Genomic DNA, 15,487 nt, shown 5'->3' with positions numbered 1-15,487 from the left:
TACAGTTTTTCCGCAACACAAACGTAAAGACTTTGCATTCGTCGGAAAACCATGTATATTGCGTCTCTCTTGCCGGAGAGGTGGCAGAGTGGTCGAATGTACCTGACTCGAAATCAGGCGTAGGTGCAAGCCTACCGTGGGTTCGAATCCCACCCTCTCCGCCAAGACCCCATACTAAAACCCCTGATTATTCAGGGGTTTTTTCATTTCTACCCTCCACGACACGTCATTCAGCATGCCTTGAGGCGCAGACGTTCATCCGAATGCTTCAAGACGTCGATGAACGGTAAGCTGACGCCCCAGCGGTCCCGCCGCCGATCCGCGACAGAGGGTGGAAATTTATCGGCGCCCTTCCCTGCGTCGACACAGTTCGAACTCACCGCGGCTGCATTTCACCGATGCAGAGTAGCCGAGGTTTGTTACTGCGCAAGCTCGCCAAATCGGTGACCGTCAAGTAAACGCGAAGCCCAACGCCATCAATCGCGGTCGGCCTGGGCCTCGCGGCACCGCCGGCTCACTGCAACTTGAACGCGGCGTAGATATCCCGACTCCACGACACATTGCGCAGACCGGCAACCAAGCGGATGAAGTCCTTCAGCATCAGCCAGTTGGCATTGCCACTCGGATAGCAATTCAAGTAGCGCCGGTTCTCCTTCTGGCCCGAACGCCACGGCGTCGAGATCAGCGTGCGCCGTTCTGTGCCGGTGATTTGTTTCAGCGTGGGCAGGTAGTGATTCGTGTAGACCGGATCGAAGTACGGGGCGCCGTCCTGCTTGCCGCCGTAAACCAGCGGCACATTGGCTGCCATCGCGATGATGTGCTTGATCGGCCGCTTGCGCAGCGGCTCCAGCTCCGGCGAACAATTGTCGTTGTTCGACAGCACCAGCAACGGCGCATCCTTGGATTTGGCCAGATAGATATGGATGTTGTTGCCGAACGCCGAAAACGGCTGCTCGACAAAATCGCCAAAGATGTACTCCAGCGACGCCAGCAACGGCGACACCGTTCCGAACGCCGACTTGCCCTTGATCAGCCTGAGCATCGAGCGCAGGCCGGAGAACCGCCCGGCATGGTGCTGGTTGCGGAACACCATTTCGGCGTCTTCGTTGCACAGTGATTCAATGGCAACCCGATTCCTGCCCGACGAAAAGGCCAGAAACCCGAACAGCGCGTACACCGAGCCGGAAAAGGCATGAATCTCGCCGAAGCGGGCCAGGCGATCGGCACCGATGGCGTTGAGCACGATGTACTGACGGGTGAAGCTGGGGCCGGTACTGTCGAGCAACAGGCACGACGATTCGGGAGTCTGACAGGCGATTTCGTCGGCGAGCTCTGCGCCCACACGGGCCTTCAGCGCCTGGATATTGGCCGGAATTTTCATGGTGAAGCGCCCCGATGCAGTTGGAGAACGATTTGGCGGTGACCGCCATTGCACGACGAATCAGGCAAGGCGGCGGGATGACACGCTGCCCGGCGCGCGCACGTCGCACGCGCTTCGGGCCAGCCGATCAATAGATATAGGAAATTTCGGCAAACTGTACGTTGTTTTTACGCAGACTACCGAAGAAGCTTTCATCCTTGCCACGATAGATATCCGCGCCGGCGGAGAGCTTGATGCTGTCGGAGTAACGCCACCCAATGCGGGGCCGGATCGCGTAATCGCCATCGCGAAAATTGACGACGCCGACGATTTCATAGTCGACGCTGTCGTTCCACAAGCGCTGCGCCAAACGTAGCGTGAGGCCGTCCTGGTACTGGTGGAACTGGTTATTGGCGATGCGCAGCTTCCGGCGCACGGCACTCTCGGCGGGCTTCAGCCCATCGAGCTGTGGATCTTCGTCGAAATAGCGGAAGAAGTACTGCACGCCCGCGGTCGCATTGGCCGGCAGATTGGTTTCTACGCCGGTGATGCCATACCAGTGCGAGATCCGGCCATCGTTGACCTGGAAATCGGTTTCAGGAAAGCGCATATGGGCGATTTCACCGCGTAGCCCCCAGCCACCGATCGTCGTCGCCGCGTCGGCGCCCAAGACTTCAAGCTCGGCGTAGCCACGATTGACGCCAACGATGCGCTGATCGGCAATGCGCATCAGCTGCAACGAACGCGGCTTTTCCAGGCCCTTGAAGTAGGACACCGACCAGTCAAAGGCATCGCCGCTGTGATCGAACTTGGCGGCGTACTCGTAGTCTTCGCCGTCGGGCCGCAGCGGCAGATTCTCCTCGGCAGGGTCGCTCGGCATCCGGCTCGGCTTGACCTGCTTACCCAATACGGTCAAACGTCCGGCGGAACCGAAATCATGAGCGACCGACAGCATGCCGGCGCCCATCCGCTGCGCCTCGTCAACCGACTGCGGCGAGGTGTAATCACGCGCGCTGATGTTGTCGGTGGGATTGATCCGGTCGGCCCGGCCCCAGGCGACCACCTGCCAGCCCAGACGGACCTGCGTTTCGTCACCGCTCCATTGCAAGAAGGCCTCGCGCAGGATGCTGCGTGTGTCGTCGCCGTTGTCCTGCGAGAAGTGGTAGACCAGACCGCCGGCGCGAACACTCAACTGCTCGGAGAGGTTGACGCTGGCGTCGGCGGACAACATCGGCGCCAGGATGCCGTTGCGGTCGTCGAGCACCCGGTTGCCGCTCCAGGCACCGAGTGACGCGACCGCGCTGAACTGGACCTTCTCGGCGGCGGCGCTGGCGCCGCACCAGCCAGCCAAGCATGCGGCGAACAGCAGCCTCAGTGGCTTAGAGTTCGGTTTCAAGATAGCGCGGCGTGAAATAGAGACCCTTCACGCCCTGGTTGGCCTTGAAGTCATACCAGTCGATCACGGTCTTGTGTCCGGTCTGGGCGTTCTGCACTTCCATATGCATGGGCTGCCAGCGGCGCTTTGCGACATCGACGTTGACGATGTTGCTCAGCGTCGCCACCTTGAGCAGCTGCTTGCCGTCGTCGTAGAACTCCGTTTTCAGCGCCAGAAACGACTCCTCGTCGATCCAGCTGATCCGCTTGGAATAGCCGGCCTGCTCGGCGATCTTGGCGTCCTTGGGCAAGGACTCGATCATCAGCACCGGCTTGTTCGCAATCGTGGCATTGCCGATGAACTTGTGCGTCCACTCGCTCACCTTGTGGCCGATCACGTCGCCATACGACATGTCGGTGCCGGCAAAGCTCTCGTTCTTGTTGGCCGAAGTGAGACGACGGGTTTTCTTCAGCGCCGGCATGTAGATCCACATGTCGTCGTCGCGGTCGCTGTGTTCGGCCAGCAGGATCACGGTGTTCTTGATATCGGCCGGCGACATGAAGCGGGTCATGCGCTTGGTGTCCACCGTGTTGTCCTGCATCTGGGTGGCGCCGAAGGTTTCGCGCACGCGGCGGTCGCCGTTCTTGTTGATCATCTGGAACGTCGCCTTCGAGGTGGAATCGGTAAACCGATTCGCTACGTAGTTCTTTTCCATGACCACATCGGCGCTCACCGCCTTGGCGTGCTGCGGGAATGCCAGCGCGCCCAGGCCGACGGCCGCGGCGAGCACGATTACGCCGCTGGTCGAGCCTGCTGCGCCCAGCGCGGTGCGCGGGCCGGCAGCCGCAGTTGCCTGAGTTTTACCGATGCGCTTGAGCAGGAAGCTCGGCTTGAGCAGCTGGATCAGCGCGGGCAGCAGCAGCAGCGTGGTGGCGACGCTGACGAACATCGACATCACGATCAGGATGCCCGACCAGATATGGATATTGAATCCCTTGGACAGCATCAGGACCGAATAGCCGCCGCCGATCGCGGTACCGACATAGAGAATGGCGCGGCCGGCCGATTCCATGGCGCTGTCGATCGCCGCTTCGAGCGTGGCGTGATGGCCCAACTCCTCACGGATCCGGTACAGCAGGTAGATCGCGTAATCGGCGCCGATCCCGATGGCCATCGGTGCGGTGATGGCGTTGGGCGTGTTCAGCGGAATACCGGTCAGGCCCATCACCCCGAAGTTCACCAAGGCGGTGATCGCCAGCGGTGTGACCACCAGCAAGGCAGCGAGCAACGAACGGAACAGCAAGGCGGAAACCGCGAAGATCACCAGGCCAATCTGCAGCACGTTCTGCAGCTTGCCGTTGACCAGCGACTCGGACAACGCCGTCGACTGCGGCACGCTGCCGCCGAAGTAGATCTTGATGCGCGGATCTTCGTGCTTGGCCAGGAAGGCTTTGGTGTTGGCGATCACCTTCTGGATCTGGCCGCTGTTGTCGTGCTTCACGAAGGCCGTGATGTTCGCATACTGGTAGTTGTAATCGACGTAGCGATCGAAGTCGGCCGGCTCGCCAGACATCGAGTACAGCAACAGGTACTGCGACACCAGATCCCGGCTGGCCGGAATCGTCATCGCCGCCGGCGAATCGGCGTGCATCGCCTGGTTCATGCGCTTGATCAGATCGACGACCGAGATCGTCTTGCCGATGCCCGGCTGCGTCTCGAGGAAGCGCTGGGTTTCCTCGATCTGGCGCAGCACCTTCGGATCCTTGATCACATCGTGTGCGTTGCCTTCGAACACCACATACAGCGTATTGGTGCCGGCCATTTTCTCGTTGATCAGCTTGTCATCAAGCTGGAACGGCAGATTGCTCGCAAAGAAGCTCTTGTTCGAGTTCTCGACTTTCACGTGCGTGAGGCCAAACGCCGCCACGATCACGATCAACAGGAAAGCGACGGAAACCTTGCCAAACTGGCGCGGGCTGATCGCGCGCTTGATCAGGTTGATGACCGGGGTGAGGACGTCGAAGCGCTGCTTTTGCGTGCGCACCTTGGGCGGCTTGAGCCAGGAACGAACCGCCGGGATGAAGGTGAGTTCGATGATCAGGCCCGACAGAATACCCAGACCGGTAAAGATGCCGAAGTTGCGGATCGTGGCGACCTCGAACGACATCAGCGACAGGAAACCGATCACCGCAACGAAGCCGGCGGCCAGCATGACCGGACCCACCTTGGCCATCGCGCGGATGACTGCTTCGCGGTTCGCCGTTTTCGGCGCCATTCCGTGGCCGATGGCCAGTTCGAACTCTTCGTAATATCGCTTGAGCAACTGCACCGCATGCCCCGCCGTGACCGCGAGGATCAGGATCGGCGTACTGGCGTTGAACGCGTCAAGCGGCACCTTGGCGATCCCCATCATGCCCAGGCCCCACAGCACCGACAGGAAGGCAGTCACCAGCGGCAGGAAGAAGCCCTGCCAGGTCCGGAAAGCCTCGAAGTGCAGCAGGCCGACCAGCAGCAGCGCAATCGGGAACAGCAAGCCCATGCGCTGCGTGTACTTCTCGACGTAGTAAACGAACATCGGCGTACCGCTGACCGCGATACTGATATCGTCGGTCGCCAACGGCTCGGCCAGCTTGTACGCGGCCTCGAGCGTCGGCGTGAAGCCCTTCGGCCCCTTCTCCACCGCGATGGAGACCGTCGCCATATCGCGGGCATCGGAAACCACCACGCCGCTATAGATCGGATTGCGCTGAATCGCCGTCTTCAGTTTGGCGATCGCGTCCGCATCAATGCTGCCACCATGCAGCATGGGCTTGACCTCAAGCCCCTCCTCATTGCCGGCGATGCCCTTGGCCCGCTTGGCGCTCAGGCTCATCAGCGTTTCCGGCTTCACGTTCGGCAAGCCACGCAGCCCTTCCGAAATCGTGCGCACGCGATCAAGAACGGCAGGCTGATAGATATCGCCATGCTTCGGTGCTACCGCCACGACCAGCACATAGTTCGAGCCGAAGACCTTCTCGGCCAGATTGGTGCCGATCACGTAAGGGTGCTTCTGCGGCAGCATCTGATTGGGGTCAATGATGACCTGAAGGTGGCGCATCTGCGACACCATGAAACCGGTGGTCATCAAGGTGAACAGGATCACCAGAAAACGCCACCGGATAATACGGCCAATATACTTCGTAAACATCGCTTATGTTTCCCTCAGTCGTTGCCGTGCATAAAGACAGGATTCAGGCTGAGCTGATTGGCCTGTCGGGCAAGAATCTTTTCCTCTGGCGAGGCGGAGTTCCGGTCCCAGCTCTCCAGCTGTGGGGCCGCAAATCGGTGCCACCAGAATGGCACCATCGCGACGACGATCGTGCCGATATAGCCGTAGCTCAGCTGCAAGCTGGTATCAACGGTTTCCAATTCCCAGTACCGTTTGTGGGCATTGGCATGATGGTCGGCATGGCGCGACAGATTGAGCAATGCATTCGACGACATACGCGAATCGCAGTCCCAGCTGTGTCGCGGTTCGACCCGGGTACCCGGAACCCGGACGACACCGTAATGTTCGATATAGTTGACCGTTTCAAAAAGGAATTTGGCCAGCACAATCACGAAGGTATAAACCGCAATGCCAATCAGACCGGCAGCCCAATACCACAGCAGATAAATAAAGCCGGTCATGGCCAGACCGCTCAGCACACGGTTATGCAGCGACAGCAACGGCTTGCCACTGTTGGCCAAACGCTGGGATTCGACCTCCCACGACTCCCGGTATTGGCCGAGGGTGGAGCGGATGAAAAATGCGTATACCGATTCACCGCGACGCGCGGTGGCCGAATCCTCGCTGGTCCCGACATTGCGGTGGTGCGAATACACGTGGGAAATGGAAAACTGCGCATCGCCGGTCATGGCTAGCAACCAGCGACCGATCAGCATGGCGATGCGATCCGTCGTCCGGTGCACGAGTTCGTGCGCATAGAGATGATTGGACGACAAGACGTAGCCAACGGCAAAAGTACTGGCCAGCAAACCACGCAGGCCGGCCTCTTGCTTGATGGCCAACAGATCGACCGGCACCAGCGCCGATACCGTGGCCGAGAGCCCCAGCCAATCGCCGGGTGCCACAATCCACATCAAGCTGAACAGATAGGCCGAGACGATGGGCACGTACAGATACACCATCGCATCCAGAATCCAGTGCTGCGAGTATTCCGGAACGCTGCGATCCGGCGGCGTCAGATTGTCGACCAGCGCGTTGAGCGAGGTAATGACCATTGGAATCAGAAACGCCCATTGCGGTGCCAGAAAAATCGTCATTACCGCGGAAGGCACAATGAAACAGGTCAGATAAGAGTGTTTGAAGTATTTGTACATGGCCAGCGCCCTTGACGTTAAATGACCGCAGCGGTCGTCGCGGCGACACCCTGCTCGTATTTATCGAAACTCATTTGATCCGGATGGATGCCCGTCTGCCTCAGCGCGGCAATGGCGCTGTCGACCAGCGGCGTCGGGCCGCAAAGCAATACGTGCCAGGCCGACTCCGGCAGCGCAAAGCGCGCATCGTCCTTGGCGGTAACGGCGAGGATGTCGGCAAGGTGCTCGGCCACGAAGCCCCGGCGGCCGCTCCAGGCGCTGCCCGCCGGTTCGCGATCCAGCACGACGTGCGCCGAGAACGGAACGCCAGCCGCCTCGGCCTGGCGCTTCAACGCGTCGATCGCATAGACCTCGCCCTGATCCCGCGCGCCATAGACCAACAGAATCGGCTGTGCGGCCGATGCGTCAGCGGGCCGATGGAAACAGCTGCCGATCATGCCGCCGATGGCACCCAAGCCGCTGCCGCCAGCAACACACAGGAGCGGTGGCCGTCTTTCTGCGGTGATTTCATCAAGGCCGAAATCGCCGAATGGCCCTTCAACGCTAATTGGCTTGCCGATATTGGCTGGGTTGACAATCCACGAGGAAAGTTCGCCATCCGGGTAATGGGTAATATGAAATTCGACGATATCGGCTTGCGTTCCGCCGGCGACCATGGAATAGCTGCGCGGCTGAATAGCCAGCTCGGAGGGTAGCAGACGCGCAAACTGGCCAGCTCGCCAGCTCAGTGGCGAATCCAGCTTCAATCGTATTTGATAAATGCGTGGCGTCAGCTGCCGCGCATCGAGTAAACGTGCGACCAATTTGACACTGCTATTGGCCTCGACACCACTCCAGACCACGACCATATCGGATTGCACCGATGTCTGGCACGCCAGATAAGTACCAGCCTCGATCTCTTTCTGGGAAAAAACGTATTCCCTTTCCATCAAGGATTTGGGACGCCCTTCCAGCACCTGGATCTGACAGGTTTTGCACGCACCAACACGGCAGTTGTACGGAGCCACCACGCCTTGGCGAAGCGCCGCCTCCAGCAAATTACTGCCCTGATCAATCGTCAGAGTCGTATTGTCCGGCAGGAACTTGACTTCGAACTTGGCGGTTTCCTTCGGCTTCCTCTGGAACAAACCTAACATAACGTCTCCCGTTCATGACCAACTGCCATTGAGCCCATCTGACCAAGCGCATCGCTGGCAATGCTGGGCGTATTGGGCCGGCGGAGGATAGCGTGCAAGTCCGCATGGAAAAATAGTTAGATCGAATGGGTTATTTATAACTAATCACTAATGACCGTACCGGTTTGCTCATATCAATCCATGCAAGAAGCAGAAAGAATATGCCGCCGGGATAGCCCTAGGTCCGGCCATCTATCTGCTCTACATGACTTCAAAGTGACCCGAGAAGGAACAAAGTGAAATGAGCGTGGTACACGTAAATCTGCCGGTCCCCCTACGCAAACTGGCCAAGGGCGTCACCGCTATCGAATGCCAGGCCGAAACCGTGCTGGAGGCGCTGCTCAAGCTCGACGAAATTGATGCTTCCATTTCGGCACGGCTGCTTGAGACCGATCACAGCGCATTGAAGCGATATATCAATGTGTACGTTGATGGCAAACATATTGCCAAGACCGGCGGCCTGCAAACCGTGCTGCCGAACCAAAGCAAGCTGGAAATCGTGACTGCGTTTGCAGGAGGCTGAGTTGAGCTACGAGAAGCGTGCGAGCTATCTGCGGGAATCGGTCAGCGAAATCTCGCCGGAGCAAGCGCTGGAAATGATCCAGCATGATCGACTTGTCCTGATTGACGTTCGCGATGCAGAGGAAGTCAAAGGTGGCCTGCCCACACCGGCTTCGCATTTGTCGCGTGGTCAATTGGAATTGAATATCCATCATTTGGTCGAAAATACGACACAACCGGTGGCCGTAATGTGTGCCAGCGGTTTGCGCTCGCTGTTTGCTGCGGAAAGCCTGATGAATCTCGGCTATTCGACGGTTTACAGCGTGCGTGGTGGCTTCAAGCAGTGGAAGGAATCCGGTTTGGCAATTCGGATTCCGCAACAGCTCAGCACCTTCGATCGCGAACGTTACTCCCGCCACCTGCTGATCCCAGAAGTGGGCGAGAAAGGCCAGCTGCGACTGAAGAACAGCCGTGTCCTGCTGCTGGGGGCCGGTGGCTTGGGTTCGCCCGTGGCGCTGTACCTGGCCGCCGCCGGTGTCGGCACGCTGGGCATCGTCGATCCGGATGTGGTCGAGAGCAGCAATCTGCAACGTCAGGTCATTCACGGCGAAGACCAGCTGGGCAAGCTCAAGGTCGATTCAGCCGAGGCCGCAATCCGTCGGCTGAACTCGCAGATCAAGGTCGTCAAGTATCCGGTGCTGCTGGACGAAACCAACGCCCTCGAGCTGCTGCAGGGGTATGACCTGGTCGTCGACGGTTCCGACAATTTCAAGGCGCGATATCTGGTCAACGATGCCTGCGTCAAGCTCGGCATTCCGAACGTGCATGGCGCTATTTACCGTTTTGAAGGGTATGTGGCGACATTCTCGGCCGGCGAGACTGCGCCGTGCTACCGCTGCATCTATCCGGAACTGCCCCCGCCGGAAATGGCGCCCTCGTGTGCCGAGGCCGGTGTGCTCGGCGTGCTGCCCGGCCTGGTCGGACTGATGCAGGCGATCGAGGTCGTCAAGCTGCTGCTGGGCATTGGCGAAAACCTGTCCGGAAAAATGCTCCGCGTCGATGCACTGAACAACGAATTTTCCCTGCTTGAAATCGACAAGGATGCGCACTGCCTCTGCGCGCATCACCGCGACGATATTCAACTCAAACCCATCGAAGCGTTTGTTTGCTCGATTTAGACCGGGATCGCGCCATCAATGATTATGGCCTACAAGCTCCTTATTCTGGTTCACGTTATCGCGATGATGTCGTGGGTCGGGGCGATGTATTTCAATCTGACCCTGCTGTTTCCGATGTACAAGTCGCAAGGCGGCAACCGATACGCGGATCTGATGCAAGCACAGGGCACGCGCGCCGCGCCTCTGCTTTATCTGCTGATCGTGTTGACCCTGGTTTCCGGAGGCTGTCTGGCGATGCTGGGCAATGCCTCGCTGGCCCAGCCGCAAACCCTTGCGAAACTGGTCTGTCTCCTGCTGATGCTGGGCTGCCACCTCTACGGCAGCCTGGTGTTGTGGCCCCGGGTTTTCTTTGCACTTGATTCCGAAAAAGAAGGCCTTTTCTTTGCCTACCGGCTCTCGATGTTCGTCAGTGCGAGCGCTGGAACGGCCGCAATCATCGCTAGCTATCTCTGGAAGTGAAATTCATATGAGTGAAAACTGTTATCTGAATCCAGACAGGGATTATCTGCTGCGGCACGTGCAGCTGAACAAGACCATGGTGCGGGGCGACGGCGTCTATCTCTACGACGATGCCGGCAATCAATACCTCGACTTTCTGGCGCAGTACGGCGCGGTTCCGTTCGGCCACAACCCGGATCATGCCTGGGATGCGTTGTGCGCCGGCCGTGGCGAGCCGTCGATGGTCCAGCCCTTCTACACCCCGGCGGCCAAGGCACTGGCGCAGGAACTGGTTTCGCTCGAACCGACGTTCAACTTCAGTTACGCGGTGCTCAGCAACAGCGGCGCCGAATCGGTGGAAGCGGCCTTGAAGCTGGCGCGCGCCGCCACCGGGCGTGAAGTGATCATCAGCCTGCGTCTGGGTTTTCACGGCAAAACCAACGGCGCGCTGACCATCACCGGCAATCCGGTCTACAGCGAGCCGTTTCTGGTCGACTCCGCACAAAGCGTCAAGATCGACCCGGAAGACATCGAACAACTCGAACGCGCGTTTGCCGAGCACGACGTCGCCGGCTTCATCTTCGAGCCAGTGCTGGGCGAAGGGGGCATGCAGCCGCTGTCGGCCACCTATATCCAGCGTGCCGCGGCGCTGTGCAAACAACACGGCGCAATGCTGATCGCCGATGAGATCCAGACCGGTCTCGGTCGCCTGGGCGAGTTTTTCTCGATCAAGCGCATCCCCGACGTCCGCCCGGACATTCTGTGCCTGTCGAAGGCCCTGGGCGGCGGCCTCGTCCCCATTGGTGCCACGCTCTGTACCAAGGGTGCTTGGACCGAAGCGTTCGGCATGTACCACAGCTCGACGTTCGCCAACAATCAGGTCGCCTGTCGCGTTGCGCTGGCAACGCTGGCCAAGCTCAAGGAAAACGACTGTGCCGTAATGCGGCACGTCGATTCGATCTCCGACTACCTCGATCAGGCGCTGGATACCCTGGTCGAACAGTACCCGGACGTCTTCTGTCACCATCAGGGTGCGGGCCTGATGCACAGCCTGCGGCTCAAACCCTTCTGCGGTGCCGAGAGCTATTTTCTTGCCCACGCCAGCATCCAGGGCTATCTGGTCCCGCTCATCTGCGGCTACCTGGTCAACGTTGCCAAAATCATTGTCGCGCCGTTGTTCAATCGCCAGGATCTGCTGCGCATCGAGCCGTCGCTGATCATCGAGCGCGAGCATATCGACCGACTGATCAGGGCGCTGGAAGAATGCGCGCTGCTGATCCGCAACAAGCAGTTCTCGTCGCTGTTCGCCTACGTGGTCGGCCGCCAGCCCGAGGAAATCAGCTACTCGTGCAAACCGGTCATCGAACTGCCCAAGGAAGTGAGCTATGAAGCACAGCTCGGCGCCCATCCCGAGCGTTTGGGCAGCTTTGCCTTCCTGATTCATCCGACCTCGGCGGAAGACCTGCTCAACATCATGCCGCGCTCGATCATCGATCTGGACGAGTCGCACAAGCGCGAGTTCCAGCAGTGGATGGCGAGCTGGTTCTCACGTCGCTTCGAGCCGGCACCGGTATTTCACGCACCGCGCATCGCTTCCAAGCTGGGTGGCTATGTCGAAGGCTGGCTAATCGCCTGCCCGCTCCCGCCAGAGCGCATGATCCGCCTGCCCAAGCAGCAACGGATGAAGTTGCTTCAGCAGTACGTCGAAGCGGCCAAGTCGGTCAACGCCGACATCATCGGCCTCGGCGCCTTCACGTCGATCATCTCTCGCGGCGGCATGGATATTGTCGACGCGGGTGTGCCGATCACGACCGGCAACAGCTTTACCGCCATCGCCAGCGCCGAGAGCCTGCACAAGGCCCTGGTCGCGACCGGCAAGCAGGCCAGCACGACCCGTATTGCCGTCGTCGGTGCGGCCGGGTCGGTCGGCCGACTGGCCGCGATCCATATGGCGAGCCACTACGCGTCGCTGATCCTGGTCGGGAACTCGGCCAACGCCCAGGCGCTTGATCAACTGAGCGAGATCGCTGGAGAAATCTACGCGCAGGCGTTGTTGCAGATGCAGCAACATGCCAGATCGGGGCTAGCGGAGTACCTGCGCCACCACTTGCAGGATCGCCAGTCCGTTATTGCCCGCTGCAATCAGCTCTTGCTGCGCGACGGCGCGCCCGACTACCAGACCGTGCGCCAATTGGTCGAAGCAAACCTGCCCGGGACGGCGCCGATCGAGGTTTCGGTCAACATCGAGTACGCAATGCGCAACGCCCACGGCGTGCTCTCGGCGACCAGCGCCGGCCACAGCTTCATCGAGCCCGCCTGGTTGCGCCAATCGGCCGTCGTCTGCGATGCGGCCCGTCCGCCGGACCTGAAGGATTGCGTCCGCGACGAGCGCCCGGACGTGCTGGTCTTCGAGGGGGGCGTGGTCCGGTTCGTCGAGCCCTACCGCTTCGGCCGCGCCAACATCCTCGGCTTTGACCCGACCTTGAACCTGGCCTGCCTGTCTGAAACGGTCGCGCTGTCGATGAGCGGCGTCAAGCAGTCGTACAGCCTGGGGAACCGTATCCCCTACGATCAGGCGCTGCGCATCTATCGTTTGGCGCTGTCGCATGGCTTTTCGGACTGCATCGCGACGACCGAAGGCGAGCTGGATCTCCAGCGCCACCTCTGTGCGAGCCAAGAAACAGCGAGCGCAGTGCTATGAGCGCGCAGCCCATCTATCTGAGCGCGCTGCGGCGCGCCTACTTTTCCGACCACAGCGTGCTGTTCTACGGCGCGCTGTCGGTGGGCTGCGCCGCGGCGGCGTTGGCGCAGCTGCCCTGGTCGCAATCGCTGCTCTGCGCGGCCATCGGCTGGGCCCTGTACTTGTCGGAGGAGTACTTCAGCCACATAGTGATCTTCCACGGGAGAATCCCGCGCAACGCCTTCCTCTACAGGCTGTTGTACCGGCTGCATCTGGGGCATCACGACAAGCCGCGCCGGCTCGATCTGCTGTTCACCCCGGTGTGGTACACGCTCCCGGCGCTGCTGCTCAATGCCGCCTTGTTCTATTGGGTCACCGCGGATGTGTGGCAAACCGCAGCGCTCAGCGCCGGATTGATGGGCGGCTACCTGATGTTCGAATGGTGGCACCTGATCGTGCATTCGCCGTACGAGCCGGGTCCCGTGCTGCGCTATGTCCGCCAGCAGCACATGGGCCACCACCACTGGAACGAAAATCGCTGGTTCACGATCAGCCCGGCCGCACTGGTCTTTGACGTGATGTGCCAAACCGGCGGCAAGGTCCACGACGCACCACGCAGCAAGAATCCCCCCACCGCTGGACTGGACGAAGACGACGCACGCCTGGTGCGCGCACGCGAACACTTCCGCACCGGCAGCGACTGGAACGAAAACGAATCGGCGATCTGGCAATTGGTCGGCAAGCATTCATCGCAGTAAAGAGGAAACAACGATGCTCAACGTACTCGAAGACTTCAAGCTTCAGGTGAATGCCAATCCCCACATCCAGCGTGTCGTCAAGGGCTGGAGTACCGATATCGTGCTCGAGGAAAGCGATACGGCGACCGCGTACTGGATGAATGTCGCCGCCGGCCAGATCGGCCAGATCCAGCAAGGCGAAATCGCGAACGGCAACGACAGCCCGATACGCATCGCCGGTGACGGCGCAACGCTGCGCGCGGTGTTCGAAGGCCGCATCAACGGCATCCGCGCCAACAACGACGGCTTGCTCGAGATCTACGGGCCGATGCACGACCAGGTCAAGCTCGATGCCATCGCCTTGATCCTGTGGGGCATCTGAGCGTGAAAAACGCGTTCGACATCCTGAGGCTGTGCGCCATTGCGGTGGGGATGGCGATCACGATCAGCTGCAATACGGTGCTGGTCTCGCTGTTCCCGTTTGCGCAGGGGCCATCGCTGTGGCTCGCCTTGGGGTTCGCCGGGCTGTGCATGGCCGTCATCATGCTGTGCTTTACCGAACTGGCGTCGCGCTTTCCCGGCGCGATCGGCATCCGCGCCTTTACCAAGGCGGCCTTCGGCAATCGCTTTTCGTTGGCCATCACCTTGTTCTATGTGGTGATGATGATGATGGTCGGCGGGCTCGAAGGCTATCTGTGCTTCCTGATGCTGCAGCAAGTCTTGTCGTCGCAGCTGGCCGTGATCGTGCTGGTCGGGCTGATTCTGGCAGTGCTCGTGGTCAACTTGCGCGGTTACGAGCTGTCGTTGAACCTGCAAATCGTCATCACCGTTGCGGTGGTCGCGATGATGGCGCTGCTGGCCAGCATGGCGCTGGCCGTACCGGCGCTCAAACCACCGCTTTCCCCGATCTCCCACAGTGCAGAGGGGCTGTTTGCCGCCGTGCCGCGCGCCTTGTTCCTGTTTGTCGGCATCGAATGGGCAATCATGCATGTCTCGCGTCATGACGCCTTTCGCCGCACGCTGCCGATCGCGCTGATGATTTCCGTTGCGACCATCGCCCTGCTGTACGGGCTGTTCGGTTCGGCGCTGCAGCACCATTTCAATGCAGCCGACTGGGGCAAGCTGGCCCTGCCGCACCTGGAACTGGCCCGCATCATCGGCTCCCCCGTCGCGCTCTGGCTCGCCACGGTCATTGGCGTGCTGGCGGTACTGAGTTCGTTCAACGTCGGCTTGTCCGGCGCTGCGCGGATTCTGTACAGCCTGGCTCGAGAACGCGAGATTCCCGCCTGGTTTGCCCAGTTGCACGGACCGCGGCTGAGCCCGCGCAATGCCATGTTGTTTATCTCCATCGGCGTCTTGTCGATGGCGCCGCTGATGGCGATGCCGGTGCTGAACACCTCGCTCAGCAGGCTCTTCAGTGTCCATCTGGTTGCCGTCTATGCACTGATCCTGCTGGCCTGGACCAAGATCCGGCGGCAGCCGGACAAACGCGGCATCCGGCAGCCCCTGCACCCCTTGGTGGTTTGGCCCACCGCATTATTCCTCGCCGCCATTGGCATCGGGGTGATCGCCGAGCCGGAAGCCCAACTCGCGCGTCTCATCCTGCTTGGCGAGTTTTTAACCATCGGCATGGTATGCGTCTACCTGCGCCGTCCCACTTTGATCAAAGCCTGAGGAAATA

12 protein-coding genes and 1 tRNA gene are annotated in these 15,487 nt (G+C 60.2%); 8 read left to right on the top strand and 5 right to left on the bottom strand.

The window, feature by feature from the left end:
- Positions 1 to 74 precede the first annotated feature (74 nt).
- A tRNA-Ser gene (locus R0382_RS10575) sits at positions 75 to 164 on the top strand.
- Between the two features lie 350 nt (positions 165 to 514).
- On the opposite strand, the gene R0382_RS10570 is transcribed toward R0382_RS10575, so the two are convergent.
- The 5 genes from R0382_RS10570 to R0382_RS10550 all read right to left on the bottom strand — a co-directional run bounded on the left by R0382_RS10570 (position 515) and on the right by R0382_RS10550 (position 8,233).
- The gene (locus R0382_RS10570; RefSeq protein ID WP_432719551.1) at positions 515 to 1,381 is read right to left on the bottom strand and encodes a hypothetical protein; all 867 of its coding nucleotides are present in this window, start codon (positions 1,379 to 1,381) and stop codon (positions 515 to 517) included.
- Positions 1,382 to 1,508: 127 nt separating this feature from the next.
- Positions 1,509 to 2,756: a hypothetical protein gene (locus tag R0382_RS10565; protein WP_432719550.1), complete on the bottom strand. Its 1,248-nt coding sequence runs from the start codon at positions 2,754 to 2,756 to the stop codon at positions 1,509 to 1,511.
- Positions 2,740 to 5,922, bottom strand: coding sequence for an outer membrane lipoprotein-sorting protein (locus R0382_RS10560; protein ID WP_432719549.1), 3,183 nt, complete (start codon positions 5,920 to 5,922; stop codon positions 2,740 to 2,742). The genes R0382_RS10565 and R0382_RS10560 overlap by 17 nt, the downstream gene beginning before the upstream one ends.
- Before the next feature lie 14 nt (positions 5,923 to 5,936).
- Positions 5,937 to 7,097, bottom strand: a complete 1,161-nt coding sequence (locus tag R0382_RS10555; RefSeq protein ID WP_432719548.1) for an alkane 1-monooxygenase — start codon at positions 7,095 to 7,097, stop codon at positions 5,937 to 5,939.
- A 17-nt stretch (positions 7,098 to 7,114) separates the two neighbouring features.
- A complete protein-coding gene (locus R0382_RS10550) occupies positions 7,115 to 8,233 on the bottom strand; it encodes a 2Fe-2S iron-sulfur cluster-binding protein (RefSeq protein WP_432719547.1) in 1,119 nt (372 codons plus the stop codon).
- 280 nt (positions 8,234 to 8,513) lie between these two features.
- On the opposite strand from R0382_RS10550, the gene R0382_RS10545 reads away from it, so the two are divergent.
- Genes R0382_RS10545 through R0382_RS10515 form a run of 7 tightly spaced genes read left to right on the top strand, consistent with a single transcriptional unit; the run spans position 8,514 to position 15,480 of the window.
- On the top strand, positions 8,514 to 8,795 hold the full coding sequence (locus R0382_RS10545) for a MoaD/ThiS family protein (protein ID WP_432719546.1): 282 nt from the start codon (positions 8,514 to 8,516) through the stop codon (positions 8,793 to 8,795).
- A 1-nt stretch (position 8,796) separates the two neighbouring features.
- Positions 8,797 to 9,951, top strand: a complete 1,155-nt coding sequence (gene moeB / locus R0382_RS10540; RefSeq protein WP_432719545.1) for a molybdopterin-synthase adenylyltransferase MoeB — start codon at positions 8,797 to 8,799, stop codon at positions 9,949 to 9,951.
- A gap of 18 nt (positions 9,952 to 9,969) precedes the next feature.
- Complete coding sequence (locus R0382_RS10535) at positions 9,970 to 10,410, top strand: hypothetical protein (protein WP_432719544.1); 441 nt, start codon at positions 9,970 to 9,972, stop codon at positions 10,408 to 10,410.
- Between the two features lie 7 nt (positions 10,411 to 10,417).
- On the top strand, positions 10,418 to 13,090 hold the full coding sequence (locus R0382_RS10530) for an aminotransferase class III-fold pyridoxal phosphate-dependent enzyme (RefSeq protein ID WP_432719543.1): 2,673 nt from the start codon (positions 10,418 to 10,420) through the stop codon (positions 13,088 to 13,090).
- Positions 13,087 to 13,827: a hypothetical protein gene (locus R0382_RS10525; protein WP_432719542.1), complete on the top strand. Its 741-nt coding sequence runs from the start codon at positions 13,087 to 13,089 to the stop codon at positions 13,825 to 13,827. The genes R0382_RS10530 and R0382_RS10525 overlap by 4 nt, the downstream gene beginning before the upstream one ends.
- Before the next feature lie 13 nt (positions 13,828 to 13,840).
- Positions 13,841 to 14,188 carry a hypothetical protein gene (locus R0382_RS10520; RefSeq protein ID WP_432719541.1) on the top strand — a complete coding sequence of 116 codons (348 nt, stop codon included), beginning with the start codon at positions 13,841 to 13,843 and terminating at the stop codon, positions 14,186 to 14,188.
- Positions 14,176 to 15,480: an APC family permease gene (locus R0382_RS10515; protein WP_432719540.1), complete on the top strand. Its 1,305-nt coding sequence runs from the start codon at positions 14,176 to 14,178 to the stop codon at positions 15,478 to 15,480. Before R0382_RS10520 ends, R0382_RS10515 begins: the two co-directional genes overlap by 13 nt.
- The last annotated feature ends 7 nt before the right edge of the window (positions 15,481 to 15,487 follow it).

The sequence above is a fragment of the Jeongeupia wiesaeckerbachi genome (assembly GCF_050916355.1).
Classification (GTDB): Bacteria; Pseudomonadota; Gammaproteobacteria; order Burkholderiales; family Chitinibacteraceae; genus Jeongeupia; species Jeongeupia wiesaeckerbachi.
Note: the sequence above shows the minus strand (reverse complement) of the source record. Positions and strands in the feature narration are given on the sequence as shown.

What these genes read in the sequence shown, in the direction of transcription:
- R0382_RS10520 (WP_432719541.1), top strand. Translation starts at nt 13,841, where the DNA reads ATGCTCAACGTACTCGAAGACTTCAAGCTTCAGGTGAATGCCAATCCC.
- R0382_RS10560 (WP_432719549.1), bottom strand. Translation starts at nt 5,922, where the DNA reads ATGTTTACGAAGTATATTGGCCGTATTATCCGGTGGCGTTTTCTGGTG.
- R0382_RS10550 (WP_432719547.1), bottom strand. Translation starts at nt 8,233, where the DNA reads ATGTTAGGTTTGTTCCAGAGGAAGCCGAAGGAAACCGCCAAGTTCGAA.
- R0382_RS10555 (WP_432719548.1), bottom strand. Translation starts at nt 7,097, where the DNA reads ATGTACAAATACTTCAAACACTCTTATCTGACCTGTTTCATTGTGCCT.
- R0382_RS10525 (WP_432719542.1), top strand. Translation starts at nt 13,087, where the DNA reads ATGAGCGCGCAGCCCATCTATCTGAGCGCGCTGCGGCGCGCCTACTTT.
- R0382_RS10535 (WP_432719544.1), top strand. Translation starts at nt 9,970, where the DNA reads ATGATTATGGCCTACAAGCTCCTTATTCTGGTTCACGTTATCGCGATG.
- R0382_RS10530 (WP_432719543.1), top strand. Translation starts at nt 10,418, where the DNA reads ATGAGTGAAAACTGTTATCTGAATCCAGACAGGGATTATCTGCTGCGG.
- R0382_RS10545 (WP_432719546.1), top strand. Translation starts at nt 8,514, where the DNA reads ATGAGCGTGGTACACGTAAATCTGCCGGTCCCCCTACGCAAACTGGCC.
- R0382_RS10570 (WP_432719551.1), bottom strand. Translation starts at nt 1,381, where the DNA reads ATGAAAATTCCGGCCAATATCCAGGCGCTGAAGGCCCGTGTGGGCGCA.